Source organism: Sphaerimonospora thailandensis (assembly GCF_016863115.1).
Classification (GTDB): Bacteria; Actinomycetota; Actinomycetes; order Streptosporangiales; family Streptosporangiaceae; genus Sphaerimonospora; species Sphaerimonospora cavernae.
Genome location: NZ_BOOG01000068.1, coordinates 1 through 24,093, shown reverse-complemented (window position 1 = coordinate 24,093; position 24,093 = coordinate 1). Strand labels below are relative to the sequence as shown.

Below are 24,093 nucleotides of genomic sequence, written 5' to 3'. Positions count from 1 at the left end.
GATGACCGCGAAGCGGCGCGGCGCCCAACTCGGGATGCTCGCCTTCGCCGTGCTGATCGTGATGGGCGCCTACGCGAGCGTCGGCCTCGGGATCAACGGCGAGATCCCGTCGGGCATGCTCACGTACGGCCTCGGCCTCGGCGGGCTGATGCTCGCCGCCTACCTGGTGCTCGCCAGGTTCGCGCCGTGGGCCGACCCCCTGCTGCTTCCCCTCGTGACCCTGGTCAACGGGCTCGGACTGGTGATGATCTACCGGATCGAGCAGACCGGTCAGGATGGCGCGAACGCCACCAACCAGCTGATGTGGACGGCGCTCGGCGTCGTGATGTTCGCCGCGACCGTGATCGTGCTGAAGGACCACCGCATCCTGCAGCGCTTCACGTACACGGCCGGGTTCGCCGGCCTCGTGCTGCTCGTGCTGCCGGTGCTGCCGCTTCTCGGCACGGAGATCAACGGCTCCCGGATCTGGATCCACATCGGTGGGTTCTCCATCCAGCCCGGTGAGTTCGCCAAGCTCGCCCTCGTGATCTTCTTCGCCGGTTACCTCGTCGCCAAGCGCGACGTGCTGGCCCTGGCCGGGCGCCGGCTGCTCTTCATCGATCTCCCCCGCGCCCGTGACCTCGGTCCCGTGCTCATCACCTGGGGGGTGAGCATCGCCGTCCTGGTCCTGGAGAAGGACCTCGGGACCTCGCTGCTGCTGTTCGGCGCGTTCATCGCGATGCTCTACATCGCGACCCAGCGCACCTCATGGGTGCTCATCGGGATCCTGCTCTTCGTCGGCGGCGCCATCCTGGCCGGGCAGATATTCAGCCACGTGCAGGTCCGTTTCAACGGCTGGCTGAACGCCGAGTCGAACGACCTCTACTTCGACGGGGTCAGCTACCAGCTCATGGAGGGCCTGTTCGCCATCGGCTCCGGTGGGATCCTCGGCACCGGGCTCGGAGAGGGCCACCCCCGCCGGATCCCGTTCTCCTTCTCGGACTTCATCTTCTCCGCGACGGGGGAGGAGCTGGGCCTCACCGGCCTGATGGCCCTGCTCATGATCTACGCGCTGATCGTCGAGCGTGGGCTCCGTACGGCACTGGCCTCCCGTGACCCGTTCTCCAAGCTGCTGGCGGGCGGGCTGTCGTTCATCCTGGCCTGGCAGGTGTTCATCATCGTCGGCGGCGTGACGCGGCTGATCCCGCTGACCGGCCTGGTGACGCCGTTCATGTCAGCCGGCGGATCGGCGTTGCTGGCCAACTGGATGCTGATCGCCCTGCTGGTACGGATGTCCGACGCGGCCCGGCGACCTCCGCCGCAGGCGATCCAGGATGAGGGACTCACGCAGGTGATGCAGCGATGAACGGCACGCTGAAGCGGATCGCGGTGGCCTGCCTGCTCATGTTCGGCCTGCTCATGGCCAACGTGACCTATCTGGGCGCGGTGAAAGCCGAGGGGCTGCGCAATGACTCGCGTAACGTGCGTGCCTTCTACGCCCGATACAACGTCGACCGCGGGTGGATCACCGCGGACAACGGGAAGGTCACGCTGGCCAAGACGGTGGACACCGGGGACAGCACGTACCGCTTCGCCCGTGAATATCCCGAAGGCAAGCCGTTCGCGCACGTCGTCGGGTTCTTCGCGCCGGAGAGCTCGTCGGGCATGGAGGGCGCCGAGGGCCGCTACCTCGACGGCAGCCACCCCGACATGGTCGTACGCCGCGCCGTCGACCTGATCAGTGGGAAGCCGGCCAAGGGCGCCAGCGTCGACCTGACCCTGAACGCCGAGGCGCAGAAGATCGCCTACAAGGACCTGGCGGGCACCGGCAAGCGGGGCGCCGTCGTGGCGATGAACCCGAAGACCGGGGCGATCCTCACCATGGTCTCCGTGCCGTCGTACGACCCGAACCCGCTCGCCCTGGCCGACAAGGCGAAGGTCAACGACGCCTACCGGAAGCTGGACAAGGACAAGGACAAGCCCCTGCTCAACCGGGCGATCAACCTGACCTACGCGCCGGGCTCCACGTTCAAGGTCATCACAGCGGCCGCCTACCTGCAGGACGACGCCTCGCGGAACGCGAACACCGTGCTCGACGCGCCGGACTCGCTGCCGCTGCCGAACACGAATCTCTCACTGAAGAACTACCACGGCGAGTCCTGCGGAGGCCGCGCGACGCTGCTCGAGGCGCTGACCATCTCGTGCAACACGCCCTTCGCCCAGATGGGCATGGATCTCGGCTACGACAAGATGAAGAAGCAGGCCGCGAAGTTCGGCATCGGGTCGTCCCTGGAGATCCCCCTGTCGGTGCACCCGAGCGACATCGGCCCTGAGGAGGACAAGGCCGCGCTGGCCATGACCTCGATCGGTCAGCGCAGCAACCAGATGACGCCGCTGCAGATGGCGATGGTCGCGGCCGGCATCGCCAACCGGGGCACGGTCATGAAGCCGTACCTGGTCAACAAGATCGTCGGACCGGACGGCAGCGAGATCGACGCCACCCGGCCCAAGGAACTGGACGAGGCCGTCAGTCCCGAGGTCGCCGACGAGCTGACCAAGATGATGATCAACGTGGTCCAGCGGGGCACCGGAAACAGGGCGCAGCTTCCCGGCGTCACCGTCGCCGGCAAGACGGGCACGGCGGAGACCGAGCCGGGCAAGCCCTCCCACGCGTGGTTCATCGCGTTCGCCCCGGCCGAGGACCCGCAGGTCGCCGTGGCGGTGTTCATCGAGGCCGGCAGCGCGGGGAACGACGCGACCGGCGGCGTGATCGCGGCGCCCATCGCGCACGACGTCATGCGGGCGGTGCTCGGCCGGTGACCTCAGCGGGCTCGACACTCGGCGGACGTTACCGCCTGACCTCGCCCATCGCCGCCGGCGGGATGGGGGAGGTCTGGCGGGCCGTCGACGAGTTGCTGGGCCGCGAGGTCGCGGTGAAGCTGCTGCGCAGCCATGTGGCGGCGGACCCGTCGTTCCGCGACAGGTTCCGCGCGGAGGCCCGGATCACCGCGGGCCTGGCCGACCCCGGCATCGCCCAGGTCTTCGACTACGGCGAGTCCGACGGCGCCGCCTACCTCATCATGGAGCTGGTGATCGGCGAGCCGCTGGCGGCGATTCTGGCCCGGCATGGAGCGCTCGACCCTCAGGTCGCACTCGACGTGGTCCAGCAGACCGCCAGGGGGCTGCACGCCGCGCACCGGGCCGGGGTCATCCACCGCGACATCAAACCGGGGAACCTGCTCGTCACCGAGGACGGGCAGGTCAAGATCACCGATTTCGGCATCGCCCGCGCCCTGGAGGCGGCGCCGTTGACCCGGACCGGGATCGTGCTCGGCACCGCGCGGTACGTCAGCCCGGAGCAGGCCTCGGGCAGCGCGCTCACCTCCGCCTCCGACATCTACTCACTCGGCGTGGTCGCCTACGAGTGCCTGGCGGGCCGTCCCCCGTTCACCGCCGAGACCCAGGTCGCACTAGCGATCAAGCACATCAACGAGCAGCCGCCGCCGCTGCCGGCCGCCGTGCCGCCCCCGGTGCGCGCCCTCGTCTCCGACATGCTGGCCAAGCAGCCCGCCGCGCGGCCCGCCAGCGGACCGGACCTGGTGAACCGCGTCGCCGCCCTGCGTGAAGCGCTCACGGGCCCGGGTGAAGCGGTCACGGGCACGGCCCTCCACACGCTGACCGATCCGGGCGGGTTCCCGGTATGGGATAGCCGTACGCCACCGGCGACCCGAAACCGTCCGATCACGCAGAACCGTCCGGCCGTGCCGAGCACGCCGGCGGCGTCCCGGATCACACCGGCGGCCACAGACGCCATGTCCAGGGCCGACCGCCCGCGCACGGCGCCCTACTCCCGGCCGCACGGCGCGGCAGGGCGAACGGTCGGACATGGAGTACGGCGCCGCCGCCGGGTGGCGGTGATCGGGGCCGCCGCGGGCTGTGCGGCGGCCGTGGCCGTCGGCGGAGTTCTGATGTTTCCCGCGGGCCGACCCGAGACTCCGACCTTCGCGACGGCGAGTCCGCCCCCGGCCTCACCCTCGCTCTCGCCTTCGCCACGGCCGACCACCGCGATCACGTGGCCGACCACGCCGAAGGCGTCCAATCCGGTTCCTCCGGTGGCGTCGGCCAAGCCGAGCGCCGTTCCGTCGGCTACCGTAAGCACATCGGCACCACCCACCCAGCAGCCCTCGTCGGCTCCGTCCCCGTCCCCTACCCCCACTCCGACGCCCACCCCGGCCCCCACGCCCAGTGAGGTTCCGACCCCATCGGTCAGCCCGACCGACACGGGACCCCCGGATGAGGCGGGCACGTGAGGAGAGGGGCGGATGATGGACACCGGCAGCACCCCAAGATGAACGGCAAGGGACAGTGCAGGAAATGACTCAGCCACGACTTCTCGGCGGACGCTACGAACTCGACGGCGTCGTCGGACGTGGTGGCATGGCCGAGGTCTATCGCGCCCGGGACATCCGGCTGGACCGTATTGTCGCGATCAAGACGCTCCGCTCGGATCTCGCGCGGGACCACACGTTCCAGGCGCGGTTCCGCCGGGAGGCGCAGTCGGCGGCCTCGCTGAACCATCCCTCGATCATCGCGGTCTACGACACCGGCGAGGACACGATGGACAGCACGCCCGTGCCGTACATCGTGATGGAGTTCGTCGACGGGCGGACGCTGCGCGACCTGCTGCGGGCGGACCGGCGGCTGCTGCCGGAACGGGCGATGGAGCTGACCGACGGCATCCTGCGGGCGCTCGACTACAGTCACCGCGGCGGCATCGTGCACCGGGACATCAAACCGGCCAACATCATGCTCACCGTGAGCGGCGAGGTCAAAGTCATGGACTTCGGCATCGCCCGGGCGATGGCCGACTCCGCCGCCACCATGACGCAGACCGCCCAGGTGATCGGCACCGCGCAGTACCTGTCGCCGGAGCAGGCGCGCGGCGAGCGCGTCGACGCCCGCAGTGACATCTACTCGACCGGCTGTGTGCTGTACGAACTGCTGACCGGCCAGCCGCCGTTCACCGGGGACTCGCCCGTGGCGATCGCCTACCAGCACGTCCGGGAGGACCCGATCCCGCCGTCGCGGATCGACCCCGAGATCCCCAGGTGGGCCGACGCGATCGTGCTCAAGGCCATGGCCAAGGACCCGATCCATCGTTACCAGAGCGCGGCCGAGATGCGGGCCGACATCCAGCGGGCGATGTCCGGCATGCCGGTGGACCCGCAGACCATGGCCATGGCCAACAACTTCAACTCCTACGGCGGGGCGCCCGACCGCACGCGGACGATGACCAGCGCCGGCGGCCCGCCCGCGCAGGGCACCCGGGCCATCCCCGCCTACGAGTACGGCGAGGAGGAGCGGGGCGGCGGCCGCTATGACGGGCGGCGGCGCAGCGGCGCGAGGAAGAGCAACACGGCGTTGAAGACCGCCGCGTGGATCCTGGTCCCACTGCTCGTCATCGCCGGCTTCATCGGCGCGGGCTATGCCCTGCTCAGCTCGGGCGGCTCGGCGGCGGCCGACAAGACCAAAGTGCCGGAGGTCACCAACCTGACCAAGGAGGCGGCCGAGAAGGCGATCAAGGCCGCGGAGTTGAAGTTCACGTACGGCGAGCCCGAGTTCAGCGGCGACGTGCCCAAGGACTCGGTCGTCAGCACCAATCCGGCCGCCGACGAAGAGGTCGAGAAGGGGGTGACGGTCACCATCGTCCTGTCAAAGGGCGAGGAGACCGTGACCGTCCCGCCGGATCTCATCGGCAAGACGAAGGAGGAGGCCCAGGCGGAGCTGGAAGCCCTGGGCCTGAAGTTCAGCGTCGTGGCGAAGGTCGCCCCCGGCAAGCCGGAGGGCGTGGTCTACGACATCAGCCCCAAGGCCGGCAAGGAGGTCCCGAAGGGCTCCGCGGTCCGCCTCTACGTGCCCAAGGCGATGCAGGACGTCCCGAGCGTGCTCGGCCTGACCGTCGACGACGCGAAGAGCCAGCTCGAAGGCGCCGGATTCAAGATCAAGATCGTGGAGCGGCCGAGCGACCAGGTGGCGAAGGGCAACGTGATCGACCAGAGCCCGGCGCCGGGGACCAAGACCCAGCCGGGCATCACGATCACCCTGACCGTCTCCAGCGGGCCGCCTCCGCAGCAGCAGCCGACCCAGCAGCCGAGCGACGGGTTCCCGACGGACGACCCCGCCACCGACGACTCCGGTGACACGGGTGACGGCGGAGACGGCGGCATCGACCTCGACGAGAACCCGTTCGGCAACTGATCGCGGACCGGCGGCGGAACCGGTCTCCCGAGAGCCGTGACCGGCGGTGAGATTCACCGCCGGTCACGGCTCTCGCCGTACGGCGCATGAGAAGAGGGCTTCCGCCACTCGGGGGCAATGGCGGAAGCCCTCATTCGGATGTCGTCGCGCAGGGGCGAGGTGTTACACGATCTGGGTGAGCCAGTTGCCGAGGAGGCGATGGCCGTGTTCGGACACGATCGACTCGGGGTGGAACTGGACCCCCTCGATGGGCGCCGAACGATGCCGTAGGCCCATGATGACGCCGTCCGGCGTGGTGGCGCTGATCTCCAGCAGGTCCGGCACGGTGTCGGGGACGACTGCGAGCGAGTGATAGCGGGTCATGGTGACCGGTGACGGGATCGACCGGAAGACGCCTCGGCCGTCATGGGAGATCAGGCTGGTCCGGCCGTGCATGAGTTCGGGCGCGCGGGCGACCGTGGCGCCGTAGGCGACGGCGATCGCCTGGTGACCCAGACAGACGCCGAGCAGGGGCAGGCCGCGCTCGGCGCAGTGCCGTACGAGCGAGAGGCTCACCCCTGACGCCTCGGGGGTGCCGGGGCCGGGGGAGACGAGGACGCCGTCGAATCCCGCCGTGTCGTCAAGTGTGACGTGATCGCGGGGTCGGACGTCGCAGTCGGCGCCGAGCTCACGCAGATATTGCACGATCGTGTGGACGAAGCTGTCGTGATTGTCCACCACGAGCACCCGGACCGCCGTCATGCCCCCACCGCGGTTAGGAGGAATTACGGCTTCCAGCCTACGCGAATCGGGCAATAGGGATCGCCGCCGTACGACCCCGCCGACTATCCTTGCTCGGGACTTCACACTAAGAGCGACTACGCTAAGGAGTGTCCCCCGGGATCTTGCCGAAGCGAGGAGCGCGGCAGGCAAAAGATCCGAGGGACCCGACCCAACCAGAGCCCGCACGACCGCGCGGGTGCCGAGCAGGAGATAGTCCCGTGCCCAAGTCGAAGACTCGGAAGAAGGCCGTCTACACCCCGCCGCAGAAGGCGCAGACGGTCAAGGTGAGCCCCCGCTGGCTCGCCCCCCTCATGGTCGCTTGCTGGATCGTGGGCATCGTGTGGATCGCGGTCTACTACATCGTGCCCGATCTGCCGGGCATCGCGTCGCTGGGCAATGGGAACCTGCTCGTCGGGTTCGGCCTCATCATCGTCGGCGTGGTGCTGTCCACCAAGTGGCGCTGACACCGCCCGTCACCGGAGGAAATCTTTCCACAGGCTTTATCCACAGCCTGTGGGCAGCACTGATTTCAGCCGGTGACGGCCAGGGTCGCGTACGGTGGCAGCGCGGCGACGATCATGATCAGGACGAGTAGTACGGCGGTCGCCGATCCGACCTGGACGGCGGTCCGATTCCGCGCGGGCGCGTAGGCGAAGGCCGCGGCGACCAGGGTGCCGACCACCAGGCCGCCGAGGTGGCCCTGCCAGCTGATGCCGGGCACGATGAAGGTGATCACGACGTTGATGCCGATCAACCACAGCACGCCGCACGCATCGTAGCCGAGCCTGCGTGCCACCACGAACAGCGCGCCGAACAGGCCGTAGATCGCGCCGGAGGCCCCGACGGCCGCTATGCCGAACAGGTAGACGGCGACCGATCCGCCCAGGGCGGACAGTAGGTAGAGCGCGCCGAAGCGTACCGAGCCCAGCCGCCGCTCCAACTCCGGGCCGATCACGAAGAGTGCCCACATGTTGAACAGGATGTGCCAGAACGACGGCGGCGGCGCGTGCAGGAACGCGCTCGTGATCAGGCGCCACCACTCGTCGTAGAAGTAGACGCCGGGCGACCACATCTGGAAGTTCCTGAGGATCTCGTCCCGGGCCAGGACCTCGGCGCCGTAGGCCAGCACGTTGGCGGCCAGTAGCGCCCACGTCACCCGGGGCGTGACGACGGCGGCGCCGCCGAAGACCGCCCGCGTCCGCCGTACGTCGCGGTTGCCCTCCCGGACGCACTCGACGCACTGGTGACCGACCGCCGCCTCGCGCATGCAGTCAGGGCAGATCGGGCGCTCGCAGCGCTGGCAGCGGACGTAGGTCTCGCGGTCGGGGTGCCGATAGCAGGTCGGCACGGCGTCCGCCCCGGGAGGGGGCATGTTCGGCGGTGTCGGCGGCGGGTTCGGCGGCGGGGCGGTCATCGCGTCCTTCCAACGAGGAGATGCGGGTCCACTGCCCGCCAGACTATAGGTCGTGTTTCAGAAGTCCGGACAGCATTTTGAAGCTCCCCGAGCGGCCGGCGCCCCGGCCGCCCCGGCCGTTTCCACCTGTGGACGGTGTGGGCGGTGCGGCCGGGGCGGGGCCGGAGTCAGGGCTGTTCAGGCGTGCTCAGGAGCGCTCGATCGTGACCGCTTCGAGCACCACGTCGTTGACCGGGCGGTCGTTCCTGCCGGTCGGGGTCTTGGCGATCGCGTCGATGACCTCGGTGCCCTCGACCACCTCGCCGAAGATCGTGTGCCCCTGGTTGAGGTGCGGCGTCGGCGACACGGTGATGAAGAACTGCGAACCGTTCGTGCCCTTGCCGAGCCGCTTGCCGGCGTTGGCCATGGCGAGCAGGTAGGGCCGGTTGAACTGGTTCTCGGGGTGGATCTCGTCGTCGAAGTCGTAGCCCGGGCCGCCGATGCCCTGCCCCAGCGGGTCGCCGCCCTGGATCATGAAGCCGTTGATGACCCGGTGGAAGATCGTGCCGTCGTACAGCTTGTCCGTGGTCTTGGCCCCGGTCCCCGGATGAGTCCACTCCCGGGTGCCCTCGGCGAGTTCGACGAAGTTGCGTACGGTTTTCGGTGCTTTGTTCGGGAACAGTTGGACGCGGATCGTGCCGTGATTGGTACGGAGATTCGCGATGAGGTTGTCAGCCACGAGGGCCGCCCCCTTATGTCTTGGCGTTAGTTGTCTGGTTAACAGGGTATCCAGCATGCCTTCGACCACCGGTCGTGATTGAGCGACGACCATGCGGGAAGGGGTCGTCACGGGGCCCATCTATAGGGGAGGTGGATCGTGTCCCTGACAATGAGGAAAGGGCGCGGCGTCGAGGTGTTGGTTCCGCAGACGTGGCTGGGCCGGATGAAGACCCAGGCCAGGAGGGCCGGCGTCCGGATGCCCCCGATGGCGGGCAGCGCGCGTGACGTGGCGGTGAACCGCATCGAGGACGCCCGGCTGTGGGCGGCGCCGAAGCTCGACCAGGCCGCCCAGTCGGTGGAGGAACAGATCGCCCCCATCGTGAGCGCCTTCCTCGCCGAGATGGCCAGGCGCATCGATGTGTCGGCGGCGAGGAAGACCCGGCGGCGCTGGCCGGTCGCCGCGCTGTGCACGGGTGCGGCGATCGGTGCGATCGGCGTGATGATGTATCGCAACAACGCCCAGCGCTGGACCGACACCATGCGCGAGAGTGTGCGGGACACCGCCTCGGACGCCGGCAAATGGGTTGGGGACAAGGCCCAGGAGACTCGCGACAAGGCCGGCAGAGCCACCGACGACATCAAGGGAAAGATGTCCTAGTCCTGGTTCACGAGCCTCGGCCGGGTGGGTCACTGCGCTGGAAGGAAGCTGCGGTCCTCGCGAAGCCCGCTTCGCTGGCCTTCGCTGCGGTCGGTCCCCGCTCCCTTCCACTCCGCGGCCTCGATCCCGGTCAACGTTTGGACAGCGTACGGACCCATCCGGTGTCGCCGGCCGATCGAGCATCTCGGAGCGAGGTGAGACGGTCGGCCGCCGGGTGGCGCGGCCGTCCGTAGCCGGTTCAGCCAGGACGTCGGCCCTGGCTGCCTCTTATTGCTCTTTGATATCTTTCCTGACACGGCTTGTAACGGTGGGTGTCCGGGTCTGGTGACCGCACTCGCCGTGCGCGTTGACTTGTTAGCGAATTACCCGAATTTCCCCCTTTTGGGGAGTGAACCGCTGCGCGGTACCGGACGTCTTGGAACAGGGAGGCCCGGATGGACGTCCTGGACAGCCTCGTGGACGAGGAGTTCCGGCTGGAGTTCCTCCTGATCGAGGCACTGCATGAAGAGGCGGAACGGCTGGCCGCCCCAGCCGTCCCGTCGAGTGGTCGGCCGGACCGGCCATCCCGCTGACTGAGCGGGGTGGCCGGCCCTTCTGAGAGTCGACCTTTCTGAGATCAGGCTTCTGAGAGCCGGCTTCTTGAGATCAGGAGGGCCGGAACACCACCCGCACGCACCCGTCCTTCTTGTGCTTGAACATGTCGTAGCCCCTGGGCCCGTCGTCCAGCGTCATCGTGTGCGTCGCCATCTGGGCGGGTTTGAGCTCTCCCTTGGAGATCCGGTCGAGCAGCATGGGGATGTACCGCTGCCCGTGCTGCTGCGCTCCGCGCAGCGTCAGCCCCTTGTTCATCAGCGCGCCGAGCGGGAACTTGTCGACGAAGCCGGTGAAGACTCCCAGCACGAAGACGGACCCGCCCTTGCGGCAGGCGTGGATGGCCTCCCGTACCGCGATGGGCCGGTCCTGCTCCAGATGGAGCTGCTGTTTGACCTCGTCGTAGACCCGCATCGGCCCGGCGCTGTCCGCCTCCAGGCCGACGGCCTCGATGCAGACGTCCGGTCCCCGGCCGCCCGTGCGTTCACGCAGCTCCGCGTCGACGTCGGTCGCCGTGTAGTCGATCGCTTCGCAGTCGGCCTGCCGTTCCACCATGCGCAGGCGCTCCGGGTAGCGGTCGATCGCGATGACCCGCTCGGCGCCGAGCAGTACGGCGGCACGCGCGGCCATCTGACCGACCGCGCCGCAGCCCCAGACCGCCACCACGTCGCCGGGCCGTACACCGCCGAGATCGGCGCCCATCCAGCCGGTCGGCACGGCGTCGGAGGCGAACAACGCGTCCATGTCCTCGACGTCGTCGGGCACCGGGAAGGCGTTGTGGTCCGCGAAGGGAACCCGGATGTACTCGGCGTGACTGCCCCGGAAGCCGCCCATCGCATGGGAGTAGCCGTATATCCCGGCGGTCGAGCCGCCCCAGAGGAGATCGGTGATGCCGGACGTGGGATTGCTGTTCTCGCACAGCGACCACATGTCGTGCCGGCACGGCCAGCACCGGCCGCATCCGATGATCGAGCACACCACGACGCGCTCCCCGGGCCTGCGCCGGCGTACTTCGGAGCCGACCTCGACCACCTCGCCGAGGAACTCGTGCCCGATGACGTCTCCCGACTTCATCATCGGGATGTAGCCACCGAGCAGATGCAGGTCGGAGCCGCACGTGGTGCTCGCGATGACCTTGATGATCGCGTCCTGGGCGTTCAGGATCCGCGGGTCGGGCACCTGCTCGACCGTGAGTTCGTCGACGCCCTGCCAGCACAGTGCCTTCACAGTCGTCCCTCCCCGGGTGCTCGTCGGGCCGCCAGCGCGAGGACCCTGTCGCGCAGGCCGGGCTGACGACGCTCTCCGGACCGGTCGGCCCGTACGGGCTGGGCGATGCTCGCCGCCCGTGACTTCGGCGCGGTCAGCGCGGTCTTCGTCTTCTGGATGGCGGAGGGTTCGCCATGGATGCCGGCGGGTTCCGGCTCGGGGCGGAGCACCTCTCCGGTTTCGAGGATGGACTTCGCGTCGCGAAGCGCCTTGCGCACTTCCTGCCGGGGATCCGTCCCGCGCAGACGGCCCAGGATGGCCATGGGGCCGGTCGGTACGGCACGGCGGGGCCGGGCGTAGAGCTCGGTGCCCCGATCCCCGGGGGCCTGCTCCGCCCGCACCTCGACGTCGAGCCGGGACAGCGGCCGCGGCGGCACGCCGTCCGGCATGACCTCCTCACGCGGGAGGTTGATCGTGACCCCCAGCCAGCGCAGTGACTCCTTCGGGTCCTTGGTCACGACTGGCGCGCGGCCTCGTGCCGCGAGCCACCGCGCCACCGCCGCTCCGGTGCCCAGCAGGGTCGCCGCGCCGAAAAGGACACGTTTCATGACTTCCCCCCAACCCGGACAGCTTTCTGGGAGGACTACCCGCAGGGACTCGGCACTACCTTGGCGGTCTCATATGCGCGGCCTGTGCCGTACGCGTGCCGTCCCTCAACTGTGGTCGGGGTACCGGGCGCTCGCCAGCGCCTCCTCCCTCGTGGAGAAGACCGGGATGTGCGCCGTCAGCCCCGCTATCCACAGGACTCGGGTCGCTCCCCGCTCCAGCGCCACCAGCGACAACCTGCCGCCCTCGTCCGCCGCGCGTTTCCAGCAGGCGATGAGCAGCCCGGTCGCCCTGGAGTCGAGGAAGTCGATGTCCAGCAGATCGACGACGAGGCTCGGGCCGTACTCGGCGAACGCTCGGCCGAAGAATTCGGCGACCAGGTTGTGCGTGGTGTAGTCGAGAGTGCCCTGGATCGTCAGCACTCCGATGTCGCCGTCGCGTTCTGCGGCGAACTTCGTCTTGGCGGTCGAGATGTGAGGATCTGGCATCAAGACACTTCCAGGGTGTTCGGTGTAACGCGGGCGACCAGAATGCAGGTGTCGTCGCTGGTGTTGCTGGGCACCAGGCCGTTCATGATCGCAGACAACCGGTCACGCGGTGCCGCCCGCACTGTCTGGGTGATGGTGGCGCTCAGGGCGTCCAACCCCTCGAAGAGGTCGCGGCCGGGACGTTCGATGAGGCCGTCGGTGAACATCAACAGGAGGTCGTCCGGCTCGAGCCGGATGCTCGCGCAGGTGTACTCGACGTCCTCGAAGACGCCGAGCAGCACGCCGGGATGATGGAGACGCTCCACCCCGTCCCCCCGGACCAGCAGCATCGGGGGGTGCCCGGCGTGACACCAGGTCAGCACCCGATCCGTGCTCCGGTAATGGGCGACGACGGCCGTGGCCAGCACGTCGGGACGCATCCGGCGCAGCAACCGGTTCAGCGCCACCAGGATCTGGTCCGGTTCGTGGTGCGCGAAGGCCAGTCCGGTTATCGCGTGACGAAGTTTGGCCATGGCTGAGGCGGCGGCGAGTCCGTGTCCGGCGACGTCGCCCACGGCGAGCAGCGCCTCGTCGTTGTCCATGCGGATCGCCTGGAACCAGTCGCCGCCGAGCGGAGCCGTCTCGGCCGGGTCGTAGCGCGTGGCGACCCGCAGGCCGGGCACGGTGAACGGCTCATCCTGCACGGGCAGGATGATGTCCTGGAGACGGGCTGTGAGCTGCGACTCCTCCTCCAGCCGTTGGCTGACCACGGCGAGTTGGTCGGCGGTCCGCCGCCAGTCCGTGATGTCCTGGAGGACCGCGTGCACCTCGACCAGGCTGCCGGCGGCGTCCCGAATCGTCTCCGCCCTGGCGACTATCAGGCGTGCGGCGCCGCCGGCACGGATCCGGAACTCGAACTCGTGCGGCCCGTCCTCCTCCTCCAGGACCGCCATGGCGTCGTCGAAGACCGGCAGGTCGTCACGATGAACGATCGTCCGGTATCGCTCCAGGTCGAGCGGTCCGTCGGCCGGGTCCATCCGGTGGATCACGTAGAGCTGGTCGGACCAGTCGGCGTCGCCGTCGCCGATGCCCCAGCGGGCCCAGCCGAGATTGCCCAGGCGCTCGGTGTGGGCCAGCCGGGTCTCGAGGCGCCTGGCGAGATCGGAATCCCGAGACGGGTCGACACCACCGGATGACACCGCGATGGGAGTCGAGCGCGAAATGTCGTCACCTCCACCCACTTGAACCGCCTGCCACCCTCCGCGGGACGCGACCCCAAGCCCTCCGCGGGACGCGTCCCCAGGGCGCGGTGCCGCCGTCGAGCCGGTGCGGAGCCGGTCCAAAGCAGGCCCAGAGCAGAAAGAGGACATTCCTCCTCACCTACCCCGGAGTGTCACTCACGCTGATGAAAGTCAGGCACTCCAGTTGAGAACTATAAGCGTCCACGCCACCACCCGATACCGGACCCCGGCACACCGAACACAAGGCCTGTCGCCAAGCGTCTCACCTACGGACGACACCCGGCGGCCGATCTTCCGCTGCCCAGTGGAGGCGGGTCCGAAACCAGGCGGCGGGCACCTGCGCCTTAATCAGGCTTAATCAGGTGACAGCGTGCCCCGGCGGAGGAGAGCATGGACCGTTCGCTTCCGCCTCAAGCGAGGATCGGCCGTGCCCAATCTCCGTCGTGATCTCGGCATGCTCCGGGAGCGGCGCTTCGCGTTGCTGCTCTCGGCCCGGACCGTGTCGGTGCTGGGCAGCGCCTTCGCCCCGGTGGCGCTCGCATTCGGCGTCCTCGCGCTGCCGGGGGCATCGGCGACGACGCTGTCGGTGGTCCTCGCGGCGCAGGCCCTGCCGATGGTGGGCTTCATGCTCATCGGTGGTGTGATCGCGGACCGGATGCCGCGCCACCGCGTGATGATGGCGGGTGAGACATTCAACGCGATCGCGTACTTCTGCCTGGCCGGGATGATGCTCACCGGGTGGACGCCGCTCCCGGCCCTGGTGTCGGCCAGCGCGGTCAGCGGCGTGGCCAGCGCCGTCATGTATCCCGCGCTCACCGGCATCATCCCCGACGTCATCCCCGCCGACCGGTTGCAGACCGCCAACGCCCTGCTGGGCCTCGGTGCCAACATCTCCCGGGTCGCCGGCCTCGTCCTCAGCGGGGCCGCTGTCGTACTGCTCGGCGGCGGCTGGGCGCTGGCGGCCAGCGGCGTGATGTTCGCCGGGGCGGGCCTGCTGATCACGCTCCTGCGTCTCACTCCGTCGGAGCGCTCCGGCGACGCCGGGCGGTCGGTGCTGGCCGACCTGCGCGACGGCTGGCGCGAGTTCGTCTCCCGGCAGTGGCTGTGGGTGGTGGTCGCGCAGTTCTCGATCCTGCTGATGGCGGTTGAGGCGGCGCACGGCGTGCTGGGCCCGCTGGTCGCCAAGCAGCACCTGGGCGGGGCGCCGGCCTGGGCGGCCGTCCTGACGGGGGAGGCCGTCGGCATGATCGTCGGAGTCGTTTTCACGCTCCGGTTGCGGCCCCGGCGCCCCATCCTGGTCGCGACGCTCCTCACCCTGCCCACCGCTCTGCCGTACCTGCTGCTCGGCGTGGCCGCGCCGCTGTGGACCGTGGTCCTCGGCGCGGTCGTGATGGGGGTCTGCTTCGACATCTTCGGTGTGCTGTGGAGCACCACGATGCAGCGGGAGATCCCGGCCGAGTCCCTGTCGCGGGTGAGTTCCTACGACGCGCTCGGATCCCTGATGTTCGGACCGATCGGGCTGCTGGTGGCCGGGCCGGTCGCGATCGCGCTCGGCCCGCGGCCCGCGCTGATCGGCTGTGCGGTGATCGTCGTGCTCGCCTCGCTCGCCGCGCTGCTCTTCCCCGGTGTTCGCAGGCTGCGGGCCCCGGTCGAGGCCACCGCTCCATCGCCGTCCCAGGTGGTCGGCTGATCAAGAGCCTTTATGACCATCCCGGGGGACACCTCCGGCGAAGGCAACTGATTCGGGCGGGTAATGTTGCCGCCCGAAAACGAGGAGGTGGGATGGCCGGGGTCCGATCAGGCCTGAAACGGCTCGCTCTCGACACCCGGCCGCTGCGCGTTCCGGCGTACCGACGGCTGCTGTTGGGGCAGGGTGTGTCGTTCATCGGCTTTCAGTTGACCGCCGTGGCGGTCAGCGGGCAGATGTTCGAGATCACCGGTTCGTCGCTCTGGGTGGGCTTCATCGGCCCGGTCAGCCTCGTTCCCCTGGTCGTCTTCGGGCTGTGGGGCGGCGCCGTCGCCGACGCGGTCGACCGCCGCCGACTGCTGCTCGTCGGGTCGACGGTGGCCTGGATCGCGACGTTCGCCCTGCTGTTCCACGCCTGGTCCGGGATGGGGAACGGCTACTTCATCCTCGCCGCCGTAGCCGTGCAGTCGATCGGGTTCGCGATCTCCTCGGCGACCCGTGGCGCGATCATTCCCCGGCTCGTCCCGCCCGAGCGGGTGGCCGCGGCCAACACGCTGAACTTCCTGGTGAGCAGCATCGGCTCGGTCCTCGGGCCGCTGCTGGCGGGGGTCGTGCTCGCGAAAGGCGGGTACGCCACGGCCTATCTGATCGACGCGATCCTGTTCGGCGCCGGATTCTACGCCGCCGTACGGCTGCCGCGGCTGGCTCCGCTGGGCGAGATCTCCCGGCCGGGCCTGCGGTCGGTGTTCGAGGGCCTCAGTTACATCGCCACCAAGCCGATCGTGCTGATGTCGTTCGTGGTGGACATCATCGCCATGGCGTTCGCGATGCCGAGGGCGCTGTTCCCCGAGATGGCTGTGGAGAGATTCGCCGGATCGGAGATGGCGGCGGAGGGATTCGCCGGGTCGGCGGTCGCCTTCGGCTGGCTTTCCGCCGCCATCCCGATCGGGTCGGTCGTGGCGGGCCTGTTCTCCGGCTGGGTCGGCCGAGTCCGCAGGCAGGGCGTGGCGCTGACGCTCGTGATCGCGTTCTGGGGAGTCACGGTGTCGGCGGCGGCGTTCGCCGAGTCGCTGTGGCTGATGGTGGTCCTGCTCGCGATGGGCGGTGCTGCCGACCTGGCCTCGGCCGTGTGGCGTCAGACGATCCTGCAGACGTACGCCCCCGACGAGTTACGCGGACGCATGCAGGGAGCGTTCATGGTGGTGGTGGCGGGGGGACCCCGCCTCGGAGACCTGCGGGCGGGGGCGAGCGCGAGCGCGTTCGGGCTGGTTCCCGCCTGGGCGGGCGGCGGCCTGGTCTGCGCCGTCCTCGTGCTGGTGACGGGGTTCGCGGTCACCGCGTTCAGACGGTACGACGCGACGACGGAGCGGGCCGTGCCCCGCTGAGTTCGCCGATGCGTGGTCGGCAGGACTCCCGTGGGCGGGGCTCCAGCTTCATTGAGTTGTTACCCAACGATCCGCAACACTCTGGCGTAGGGTTGGCCTGCCGCGGGAAACACTTAGAGTGATCTCTAGGGGACCGTGGGTGAGACTGGTTCCTGGTAGGTCGAGGTCAGTTTGGCGGTAAAACACGGATTCGGGCGGCTTGTCGAGCACCGGAAGGGAAGTCGTCATGGCACTGCTCCAGCGGGTGGCACACGAGCAGCCCGATGTGGAGGTCATCGAGTTGACGGCCGAGGAGTACGAAGCCGCGACGCGGCGGATGCTCGAGGAACTCGGGGTCACCTATGACGAGTTGGCACGACAGGCTAAAGAACGCCGGTTCGACTCCCTCAGGCACCGCAAGGTCTGGCTCCTCGTCCGCGAATACTGACGCTCGGAAGATCCACCAGGAAGCCCGCAAGTTCTGCGAGCACGTTCAGCGCACCCTCAACACCAGCGTCTGCGACAACGTCAAGATTTCCGCGATGGCCTCACCCAGGCGGCGCAACGAAGTCATCGTCGGGAGAGGTCTGAGCAGGACCGGCCTCGCCGGTGAGCCCTTCCCGCTCCGCGTCGGCGTGGGGAGTCCGGTACGCGCGTGGATGGAGCTGTCCTTCCGGTTCTGCTACGACCCTGAAGGCGAATATCTCACCGTCCTGTCCTCCTTCATTGCGATCTATGGGGACCCGGACGGGAAATTTTGCCTGTGCCACTTCGACTATGAGCGCGACAAGGCCGACGGCTATCCGGAGGCGCACATCCAGGTGTACGGCGATTCGCCGGTGCTGCGGATGTGGGGTGGCGATCTCCTCGAACGCGGCCTTCAGCGGCTTCACTTTCCCGCAGGTCACCGCCGGTTCCGCTGGTGTCTGGAAGACGTCGTCGAGTTTCTCGTCATTGAGGGCATCGTGCCCGGCAAGCCCGGCTGGCAACGGGCCATCGAACCGGGGCGCAGCAGGTTTCATGAGATGCAACTGAAAGCGGCGATTCGTCGGGACATGACGACCGCTATCGGCTACCTGGAGGAAGAGGGCTATCAGGTCATTCGCAGCGACGACCGCGTACACCTACCCCGCCAGCGGCGCCCGTGAGGGACAAGTTCGCCGCGATGACGTTATGCTGATCGCATGAACCGTGCGCTGTGTCTGAACTGGTGGCGCTCCTTCTAGGAGCGGCCATCTCACACGCGTACATGATCGGGCCGTTCGGATGGACGGCCCTTCGTGTTCTCCCCGGTCAAGGGGGTCGCCATCTGAGACGGCAGACCACTTGACGAACAGGAGAGCCGGATGACCACTCATCTCGATGCCACCACCGCAGCCGATGTTTCGGTTTCCGCGGAAGAACTCGGAGTGCCCGCCGCCCGGCGCCGCAGTGCCGTACTGGAGGAATCGATCCGCAAGGACCCCGGGCGCTTCCGGGTGCTGACCGGGGACCGTCCGACCGGGCGGCTGCATCTCGGGCACTACTTCGGCACTCTCCACAACCGGGTGCGCCTGCAGGAACTGGGGGTGGAGACCATGGTGGTCATCGCGGACTACCAGGTCCTCACCGATCGCGACGTCGCCGACCGGCTCACCGAGCACGTGGCGGACCTGGTGCTGGACTACCTGGCGATCGGCATCGACCCGGACCGATCGACGATTTTCGCCCACAGCGCGATCCCGGCGCTGAACCAGTTGCTCGTGCCGTTCCTCAGCCTGATCTCGGTCGCGGAGTTGAACCGCAATCCCACGGTCAAGGAAGAGATCTCCCAATCCCGCCAGTCCTCCGTCAGCGGGCTGATGTTCACCTACCCGGTGCACCAGGCGGCCGACATCCTCTTCTGCAAGGCGAACCTGGTTCCCGTCGGCCAGGATCAGTTGCCGCACCTGGAGGTCACCCGCACCATCGCCCGCCGCTTCAACAGGCGGTACGGCGACGGCGGGGCCACACTGTTCCCCGTGCCCGAGGCCCTGTTGTCGGCCGCTCCGCTGCTGCTGGGCACCGACGGCGCCAAGATGAGCAAGAGCCGAGGCAACGCCATCACCTTGGCGGCGAGCGCGGACGAGACGGCCAGGCTGATCCGCGGCGCAAAGACCGACCCGGGCCGGCACATCACCTACGAGCCCGCCACCCGCCCCGAGGTCTCCAGCCTGGTCCTGCTGGCCGCACTGTGTCTCGGCCGTGATCCTCATCTGGTCGCCCAGGACATCGGCGGCCGGGGAGCCGCCGCCCTGAAAAGCCTGGTCACCGAGGCCGTCAACGAATACCTGGCGCCGGTACGGCTCCGCCGTACGCAACTCGCCGAAGACCGCGGCTATGTCCGCCAGGTCCTGCGCGACGGCAACGAGCGGGCCAACGCCATCGCCGAGACCACCCTCGACGAGGCCCGCGCCGCGATGAGCACCGCCTATTGAAACGGCAGGGGACGGACGGCGATGAGGGCGGCCAGGCGGAGCCCGACCGCGTGGAGGGCCTGGATGCCGCAACCAATGGCGGAGCGCGGTATCGCGCTACGCTCGGCTTATCAGATAATCTGATTGCTGTGAAGGTGATGACTGCAACCGAGGCCTCTCGTAGTTTCGCGGTTGTTCTCGATGAGGCCGAGCGAGGAGAGACGATCGTGGTCACCCGTGGCGGACGACGGATCGCGGTGATCGGTCCCGCCCCCACGGCGCCGGGCCGCATGGTGAAGGCCTTCCTGGCCAGGAGCGCGGGGTCGTTGGACGCCGACTTCGAGTCCGATGTCGCGGCAGCGCGGGATGCGACCGACGATGAGATGAGGGATGCGTGGCCCGACGCCTGATCCTGGACACCGGGGTGCTCATGGCCGCGGAACGCGGCAGAGGCTCGTTGGACGAGGTGATCGGAGACGCCGATGACGTGGCGATCGCGGCCATAACGGTGGCGGAACTGCTTGTCGGCGTAGAAATGGCGGACGAGGTTCGTCGTCCACAGCGCCAGGCGTTCGTGGACGAGGTTCTCGCACTCATTCCCGTTGAGGAGTACACGACAGATGTCGCCAGAGTCCACGCTCGTCTGATGGCGCACGTCCGGCGCCTGGGTAAGACACGGGGAGCGTACGATCTACTGATCGCCGCGACCGCCGCTGCCACGGCACGAATCGTGATCACGATGGACGCGTCCGCTGCTTTCGACGATCTACCGGGTGTGCGGGCGCAGGTCGTGCCCCGCTGAGCATCGACGAGCACTGGTACGGATGCTCCATATTGGGGACACCGGGGTGGATGACGTAGATCCTGGCTGTGTGGCACGCTTTATCCGGTAAGACCCTCGAGGAGCGGTGTATGCCGGAACAGGCTGAGGCGGAGATAACGGTCTTCCTGGTGGACGACCACGCCATCGTGCGAGTGGGACTCGCCGCCTATCTGGAGACCGAGCCGGGCATACGGGTGGTCGGGCAGGCCTCCAACGGCAGGCGCGCCCTCGATGAGCTGGCCGTCATGGAGAACCGGGACGGGCTGCCGGACGTGGTGCTCATGGATGTGCTCATGCCCGACATGGACGGCATCACGGCCACCGCGGAGATCAAGCGTCGCTGGCCGGATGTGGAAGTCGTCGCCGTGACCAGTTTCCTCGAGGAGAGCAAGATCCGGGCCGCGCTCGAGGCGGGCGCGGCAGGTTATCTCCTCAAGGACGCGGACGCAGAGGACGTCGCCGACGCCATCCGGGCCGCCCATCGCGGTGAGGTGCATCTCGACCCCGCGGCGGCCAAGGCGCTCACGGCCTCGCTGCGCTCACTCCGGCGTGGAAGACTGGAGATCGTCAGCAGTCCGGGGGTGGGCACGACGGTTCGCGTACGCGTTCCGGCCGTACGTCATTCGGCCGGGGGCCGAGCGGCCGGAGTGCCGAGGGGCTGACGGCAGTCGGGCCGATCCGTACGGGCCGTCGATGCACGAGAGTGGTTCATGACAGCAGCCGGCTACCGGGGGCACCGCGCTCGTCGCGGCCGTGCCCAGCACTCCAAACAACCTCAGCACTCCAAACAACCTCAGAACTCGAACCAACCTCAGAACTCGAACCAGCGTCCAAGGGGGGAAGGCGACCGTCATGTCGACCGATCGGGGGAGCCGTCGGCGCGGGTCACACGCGTCCGGGCCGGCACACGGGAGACACTCAGATGATTTCGATCCTGCTCGTCGATGACGATTCACGGGTGCGGGCGGCCCTGACCACGCTGCTCGCGGGGATCCCCGACGTCGAGGTCGTAGCCGCGGTGGCCTCGACGCGCGAGGCCACCGCCGTGCTGGCGGCTCATCAGGTCGATGTCGTCATCGTCGACGTGCTCCTGCCCAGACGTGAGGACGGCATCGCCCTGATCAGGAGCCTGTCGCCGGGCCATCACGTTGTCGCGTTGAGCATCGACGGATCGAGCCGGGAACCGGCGCTCGCCGCCGGTGCGGCCGACTACGTCGAGAAGAACGGCAGTCCGGAGGACATCCTGCGGGCATTGAACAAGGCCCGCGGCCAACCGAGGGACCAGTGAAGGCATCCTCCAGTAGGAGAGACATTGAGCACCGCAGCCGCCGATTACGTCGTCGACGATGAGTGGGACGAGTGGACGGTGATGAGCGGCAGAACGTGGAAGGCGACGCTGCACCTTCTCGCCGATCTGCCCATCGCCGTCGCCCTGTTCTTCGGGTTCACCGTGTTGCTGACGCTGTCGGCGGCTCTGACGCCCCTCGCCGGGGCGGGTCTGGCTCTCCTCGTCCTGACGCTCAACGGCGCCGCCCTCGTCGGCCGGTTGGAGCATGCCCGGGCGCGTGCTCTCCTCGACGCCACGGTCCGGGCCGACCTCGCCGTGTGCCCGCAGTCCGTACGGCAGATGCTCAGTGTCGCGGCGAGTGGCCGTGCGTGGAAGAGCTGCCTCTACGCCCTCGTCATGTTCCCGGTCGGCATCGTCAACGCGGCGGTGGCCCTGCTGGGGTGGGCCTCGGCGATCGCCGCGGCGACCTCGCAGCTGTGGGTCTGGCTGCTCCCGCCCGATGCCATCGGTCTCGGGTCCGCCCACCTGCGAGGTGAGAACCCCGTGGTGAGCGTGACCGTCACCGTGGCCGGCCTGGCGCTGGCCTTCCTCATGCCGCACATCGTCCGCGCGCTGTCGGCCGTCGACGGGTTCCTGGTGCGGCGTCTGCTCGGCTGAGTCCGCGGAGCCGAGTCCGCGGAGCCGAGTCCGCGAGTCCACAGACTCGAGACCGTCACCGGACGACGGGGGGCGGAGCCGGGTCACGATAGCTTGGATAGAGGCATGAGGGGGGATCACATGCCCGATGTTCGAGATCTCGTGGACCTGGTGCTGGGCGCGCTGAACGACCACGATGTGGAGCGGGCTTTACGGCACTTCAGTTCGGACGCCGTCCTCGTTAGCCCGATCGGGGTCGCCGAGGGCCACGGAGAGATCGCCTGGTACTTCGAGCACCTGATCAAGGGATTTCCTGACCTCGGCATCACGGTGTGGCACAAGGTCACATGCGAAGATCCCATGTTCACGGAATGGACGATGACCGGCACGCACACCGGTCCCTTCCTGCTGCCGCGGGGGGAGATTCTCGACGGGACGGGGCGCAGGATCGCCGTCCGGGGGTGCGGAGCCTGCGCGGTAGAGGATGGTCTGGTCATCACGTATCGCGACTACTTCGATCAGCTTGAGCTCTACGTACAGCTCGGTCTCTCGCTCGAGCTCGCCGGCGACCTCGTGTGATTCGACGAGCGGCGAGGTTATTTGTAGCGGTATGGGTAGCTCTGTCGGAAGACAGGGGGGACGAGATGCCCGATTCGGCAGACGCGAGCGTGTTCTTCATCGGAAACGCCACGATGATTATCCGTTGTCACGGGTTCACCCTGCTGACCGACCCCAACTTCCTCCACCGCGGTCAGCGGGCACACCTCGGTTGGGGACTCGGCACGCGGCGCCGTACCGACCCGGCCATCGACATCGACGAACTGCCCCCGATCGACCTGGTCGTCCTGTCTCATATGCACGGCGATCACTGGGACGATGTGGCCCGGGACGGCCTGGACAAGGACCTGCCGATCGTCACCACCCACCACGCGGCCCGGCGGCTGCGGCGCCAGGGATTCCATCGAGCCGTCGGCCTGGACACCTGGCAGGAGCACCGCGTGCACCGGGGAGACCGGCAGCTGAAGATCATCGCCACCCCGGCCAGGCACGCCCCGGGCCCCGCGTGCCGACTCCTGCCACCGGTCATGGGCAGTGTGCTCGACTTCAGCGGTGACTTCAGCGGTGACCTCAGTGGTGACGGAAGGGGGCGGAGCGGAGGGCCCGATGGCGGGGGACGAACGGACCTGCGCCTCCACATAAGCGGCGACACGATCATGCACCCGTGCCTGTCGGAGATCCCGCGGCGCTTCCCGGACATCGACGTGGGCATCGTGCACCTCGGCGGCACCCGCGTCCTCGGCATGCTGGTCACGATGGACGGCGTTCAGGGCGCCGAGTGGCTCCGGCTGATCAATCCGTTCACCGCGCTGACCGTTCACTATGACGACTACGAGGCGTTCACCTCCTCGCTCACGGATCTCCAGCGGAACGTCCGGCGGTTGGGGCTGTCCCACCTCGTGCACTACCTGATGCGCGGTGAGACCTACTCGCTCCCGGTGCGCCGGCCCGGTCTCGGGCATCTCCCACGCGCCTTCTGAGGCGCGCTCTGGCCAGGGCGATGGCCAGGGTGAGGTCCCGGCTTCCCGTCGTGATCGTCGGGCATAGCGGGTGATACATACCAGGCGTCAATCCTTGACGCCTGGTTTCGTGTTCAATGGGGCTTTTTCTGAGATCGATCTATATCTCTAAGTTATAGAAAATTGGAGGGTATTCCGTAGGCGCTCTTGGTGTCAGCTTGGGGTCCGGTCCGTTCTTTCGGACTTTTCACCCCCCATGCAGAGGAGTCACCAAGAGTGAATCCCAGGAAGAGGTCAGGGGTCGTCGCAGTGCTCGCGGCGGTCACCATGACCACGACCTCGCTGACGGCGGTTACCGCCGCCTCGGCGGCGCCCACCATGGCGGCCGATACAGCGGCCGCCCGGGCCCAGGAGCCCACGCCGCCGGCGTTCGCTCCGCCGAACGCCCAGCAGAGCAAGAGT

27 protein-coding genes are annotated in these 24,093 nt (G+C 68.4%); 20 read left to right on the top strand and 7 right to left on the bottom strand.

Going from position 1 to position 24,093, the window contains the following annotated elements:
* Position 1: 1 nt before the first annotated feature.
* From Mth01_RS26275 to pknB, 4 genes are all read left to right on the top strand, one after another.
* On the top strand, positions 2–1,345 hold the full coding sequence (locus Mth01_RS26275) for an FtsW/RodA/SpoVE family cell cycle protein (RefSeq protein WP_204018651.1): 1,344 nt from the start codon (positions 2–4) through the stop codon (positions 1,343–1,345).
* Complete coding sequence (locus Mth01_RS26270) at positions 1,342–2,799, top strand: peptidoglycan D,D-transpeptidase FtsI family protein (protein WP_204018639.1); 1,458 nt, start codon at positions 1,342–1,344, stop codon at positions 2,797–2,799. The genes Mth01_RS26275 and Mth01_RS26270 overlap by 4 nt, the downstream gene beginning before the upstream one ends.
* Positions 2,796–4,289, top strand: a complete 1,494-nt coding sequence (locus Mth01_RS26265; RefSeq protein ID WP_239090021.1) for a serine/threonine-protein kinase — start codon at positions 2,796–2,798, stop codon at positions 4,287–4,289. The genes Mth01_RS26270 and Mth01_RS26265 overlap by 4 nt, the downstream gene beginning before the upstream one ends.
* 64 nt (positions 4,290–4,353) lie before the next feature.
* The gene (pknB, locus tag Mth01_RS26260; protein WP_204018638.1) at positions 4,354–6,237 is read left to right on the top strand and encodes a Stk1 family PASTA domain-containing Ser/Thr kinase; all 1,884 of its coding nucleotides are present in this window, start codon (positions 4,354–4,356) and stop codon (positions 6,235–6,237) included.
* Positions 6,238–6,399: 162 nt separating this feature from the next.
* Here the strand turns inward: pknB and Mth01_RS26255 are convergent, their stop codons facing one another.
* Complete coding sequence (locus tag Mth01_RS26255) at positions 6,400–6,978, bottom strand: anthranilate synthase component II (protein ID WP_204018637.1); 579 nt, start codon at positions 6,976–6,978, stop codon at positions 6,400–6,402.
* Between the two features lie 239 nt (positions 6,979–7,217).
* Here Mth01_RS26255 and Mth01_RS26250 point away from each other — a divergent pair, with 239 nt between their 5' ends.
* Complete coding sequence (locus Mth01_RS26250; protein ID WP_204018636.1) at positions 7,218–7,463, top strand: cell division protein CrgA; 246 nt, start codon at positions 7,218–7,220, stop codon at positions 7,461–7,463.
* 65 nt (positions 7,464–7,528) lie between these two features.
* On the opposite strand, the gene Mth01_RS26245 is transcribed toward Mth01_RS26250, so the two are convergent.
* Together Mth01_RS26245 and Mth01_RS26240 are read right to left on the bottom strand one after the other, a co-directional pair.
* Positions 7,529–8,413 carry a rhomboid family intramembrane serine protease gene (locus Mth01_RS26245; protein ID WP_204018635.1) on the bottom strand — a complete coding sequence of 295 codons (885 nt, stop codon included), beginning with the start codon at positions 8,411–8,413 and terminating at the stop codon, positions 7,529–7,531.
* Positions 8,414–8,600: 187 nt separating this feature from the next.
* A complete protein-coding gene (locus Mth01_RS26240; protein ID WP_239090020.1) occupies positions 8,601–9,131 on the bottom strand; it encodes a peptidylprolyl isomerase in 531 nt (176 codons plus the stop codon).
* Positions 9,132–9,269: 138 nt separating this feature from the next.
* Between Mth01_RS26240 and Mth01_RS26235 the strand changes: the two genes are divergently transcribed.
* Complete coding sequence (locus Mth01_RS26235) at positions 9,270–9,770, top strand: hypothetical protein (protein WP_204018633.1); 501 nt, start codon at positions 9,270–9,272, stop codon at positions 9,768–9,770.
* Between the two features lie 434 nt (positions 9,771–10,204).
* Positions 10,205–10,342: a hypothetical protein gene (locus tag Mth01_RS26230; protein WP_204018632.1), complete on the top strand. Its 138-nt coding sequence runs from the start codon at positions 10,205–10,207 to the stop codon at positions 10,340–10,342.
* Between the two features lie 73 nt (positions 10,343–10,415).
* On the opposite strand, the gene Mth01_RS26225 is transcribed toward Mth01_RS26230, so the two are convergent.
* The 4 genes from Mth01_RS26225 to Mth01_RS26210 form a co-directional block, all read right to left on the bottom strand.
* Positions 10,416–11,588, bottom strand: a complete 1,173-nt coding sequence (locus tag Mth01_RS26225) for a zinc-dependent alcohol dehydrogenase (protein ID WP_204018631.1) — start codon at positions 11,586–11,588, stop codon at positions 10,416–10,418.
* The gene (locus tag Mth01_RS26220; protein ID WP_204018630.1) at positions 11,585–12,175 is read right to left on the bottom strand and encodes a hypothetical protein; all 591 of its coding nucleotides are present in this window, start codon (positions 12,173–12,175) and stop codon (positions 11,585–11,587) included. The genes Mth01_RS26225 and Mth01_RS26220 overlap by 4 nt, the downstream gene beginning before the upstream one ends.
* Positions 12,176–12,280: 105 nt before the next feature.
* On the bottom strand, positions 12,281–12,661 hold the full coding sequence (locus Mth01_RS26215) for an STAS domain-containing protein (protein WP_204018629.1): 381 nt from the start codon (positions 12,659–12,661) through the stop codon (positions 12,281–12,283).
* Entirely contained in the window at positions 12,661–13,839 is a 1,179-nt protein-coding gene (locus tag Mth01_RS26210; protein ID WP_204018628.1) for a PP2C family protein-serine/threonine phosphatase, read from the bottom strand. The genes Mth01_RS26215 and Mth01_RS26210 overlap by 1 nt, the downstream gene beginning before the upstream one ends.
* A gap of 469 nt (positions 13,840–14,308) precedes the next feature.
* Between Mth01_RS26210 and Mth01_RS26205 the strand changes: the two genes are divergently transcribed.
* From Mth01_RS26205 to Mth01_RS26145, 13 genes are all read left to right on the top strand, one after another.
* Positions 14,309–15,571 carry an MFS transporter gene (locus Mth01_RS26205; RefSeq protein WP_204018627.1) on the top strand — a complete coding sequence of 421 codons (1,263 nt, stop codon included), beginning with the start codon at positions 14,309–14,311 and terminating at the stop codon, positions 15,569–15,571.
* A 92-nt stretch (positions 15,572–15,663) separates the two neighbouring features.
* A complete protein-coding gene (locus Mth01_RS26200) occupies positions 15,664–16,953 on the top strand; it encodes an MFS transporter (protein WP_204018626.1) in 1,290 nt (429 codons plus the stop codon).
* A 226-nt stretch (positions 16,954–17,179) separates the two neighbouring features.
* Positions 17,180–17,380, top strand: coding sequence for a hypothetical protein (locus Mth01_RS26195; protein WP_204018625.1), 201 nt, complete (start codon positions 17,180–17,182; stop codon positions 17,378–17,380).
* Between the two features lie 94 nt (positions 17,381–17,474).
* Positions 17,475–18,080, top strand: a complete 606-nt coding sequence (locus Mth01_RS26190) for a hypothetical protein (protein WP_204018624.1) — start codon at positions 17,475–17,477, stop codon at positions 18,078–18,080.
* A gap of 198 nt (positions 18,081–18,278) precedes the next feature.
* The gene (trpS, locus tag Mth01_RS26185) at positions 18,279–19,388 is read left to right on the top strand and encodes a tryptophan--tRNA ligase (protein WP_204018623.1); all 1,110 of its coding nucleotides are present in this window, start codon (positions 18,279–18,281) and stop codon (positions 19,386–19,388) included.
* A gap of 50 nt (positions 19,389–19,438) precedes the next feature.
* Entirely contained in the window at positions 19,439–19,777 is a 339-nt protein-coding gene (locus Mth01_RS26180) for a type II toxin-antitoxin system Phd/YefM family antitoxin (protein WP_239090019.1), read from the top strand.
* Entirely contained in the window at positions 19,762–20,169 is a 408-nt protein-coding gene (locus tag Mth01_RS26175; RefSeq protein ID WP_204018622.1) for a PIN domain-containing protein, read from the top strand. The genes Mth01_RS26180 and Mth01_RS26175 overlap by 16 nt, the downstream gene beginning before the upstream one ends.
* Before the next feature lie 110 nt (positions 20,170–20,279).
* Complete coding sequence (locus Mth01_RS26170) at positions 20,280–20,852, top strand: response regulator (RefSeq protein ID WP_204018621.1); 573 nt, start codon at positions 20,280–20,282, stop codon at positions 20,850–20,852.
* Between the two features lie 260 nt (positions 20,853–21,112).
* Positions 21,113–21,478: a response regulator gene (locus Mth01_RS26165; protein ID WP_204018620.1), complete on the top strand. Its 366-nt coding sequence runs from the start codon at positions 21,113–21,115 to the stop codon at positions 21,476–21,478.
* 24 nt (positions 21,479–21,502) lie between these two features.
* Positions 21,503–22,135, top strand: a complete 633-nt coding sequence (locus Mth01_RS26160) for a sensor domain-containing protein (protein ID WP_204018619.1) — start codon at positions 21,503–21,505, stop codon at positions 22,133–22,135.
* 120 nt (positions 22,136–22,255) lie between these two features.
* Positions 22,256–22,693, top strand: a complete 438-nt coding sequence (locus Mth01_RS26155) for an ester cyclase (RefSeq protein WP_204018618.1) — start codon at positions 22,256–22,258, stop codon at positions 22,691–22,693.
* Between the two features lie 65 nt (positions 22,694–22,758).
* Positions 22,759–23,652 carry an MBL fold metallo-hydrolase gene (locus Mth01_RS26150; protein WP_204018617.1) on the top strand — a complete coding sequence of 298 codons (894 nt, stop codon included), beginning with the start codon at positions 22,759–22,761 and terminating at the stop codon, positions 23,650–23,652.
* A 255-nt stretch (positions 23,653–23,907) separates the two neighbouring features.
* Positions 23,908–24,093 (top strand): hypothetical protein (locus Mth01_RS26145; protein WP_204018616.1); only part of this gene is annotated, 186 nt, incomplete at its 3' end.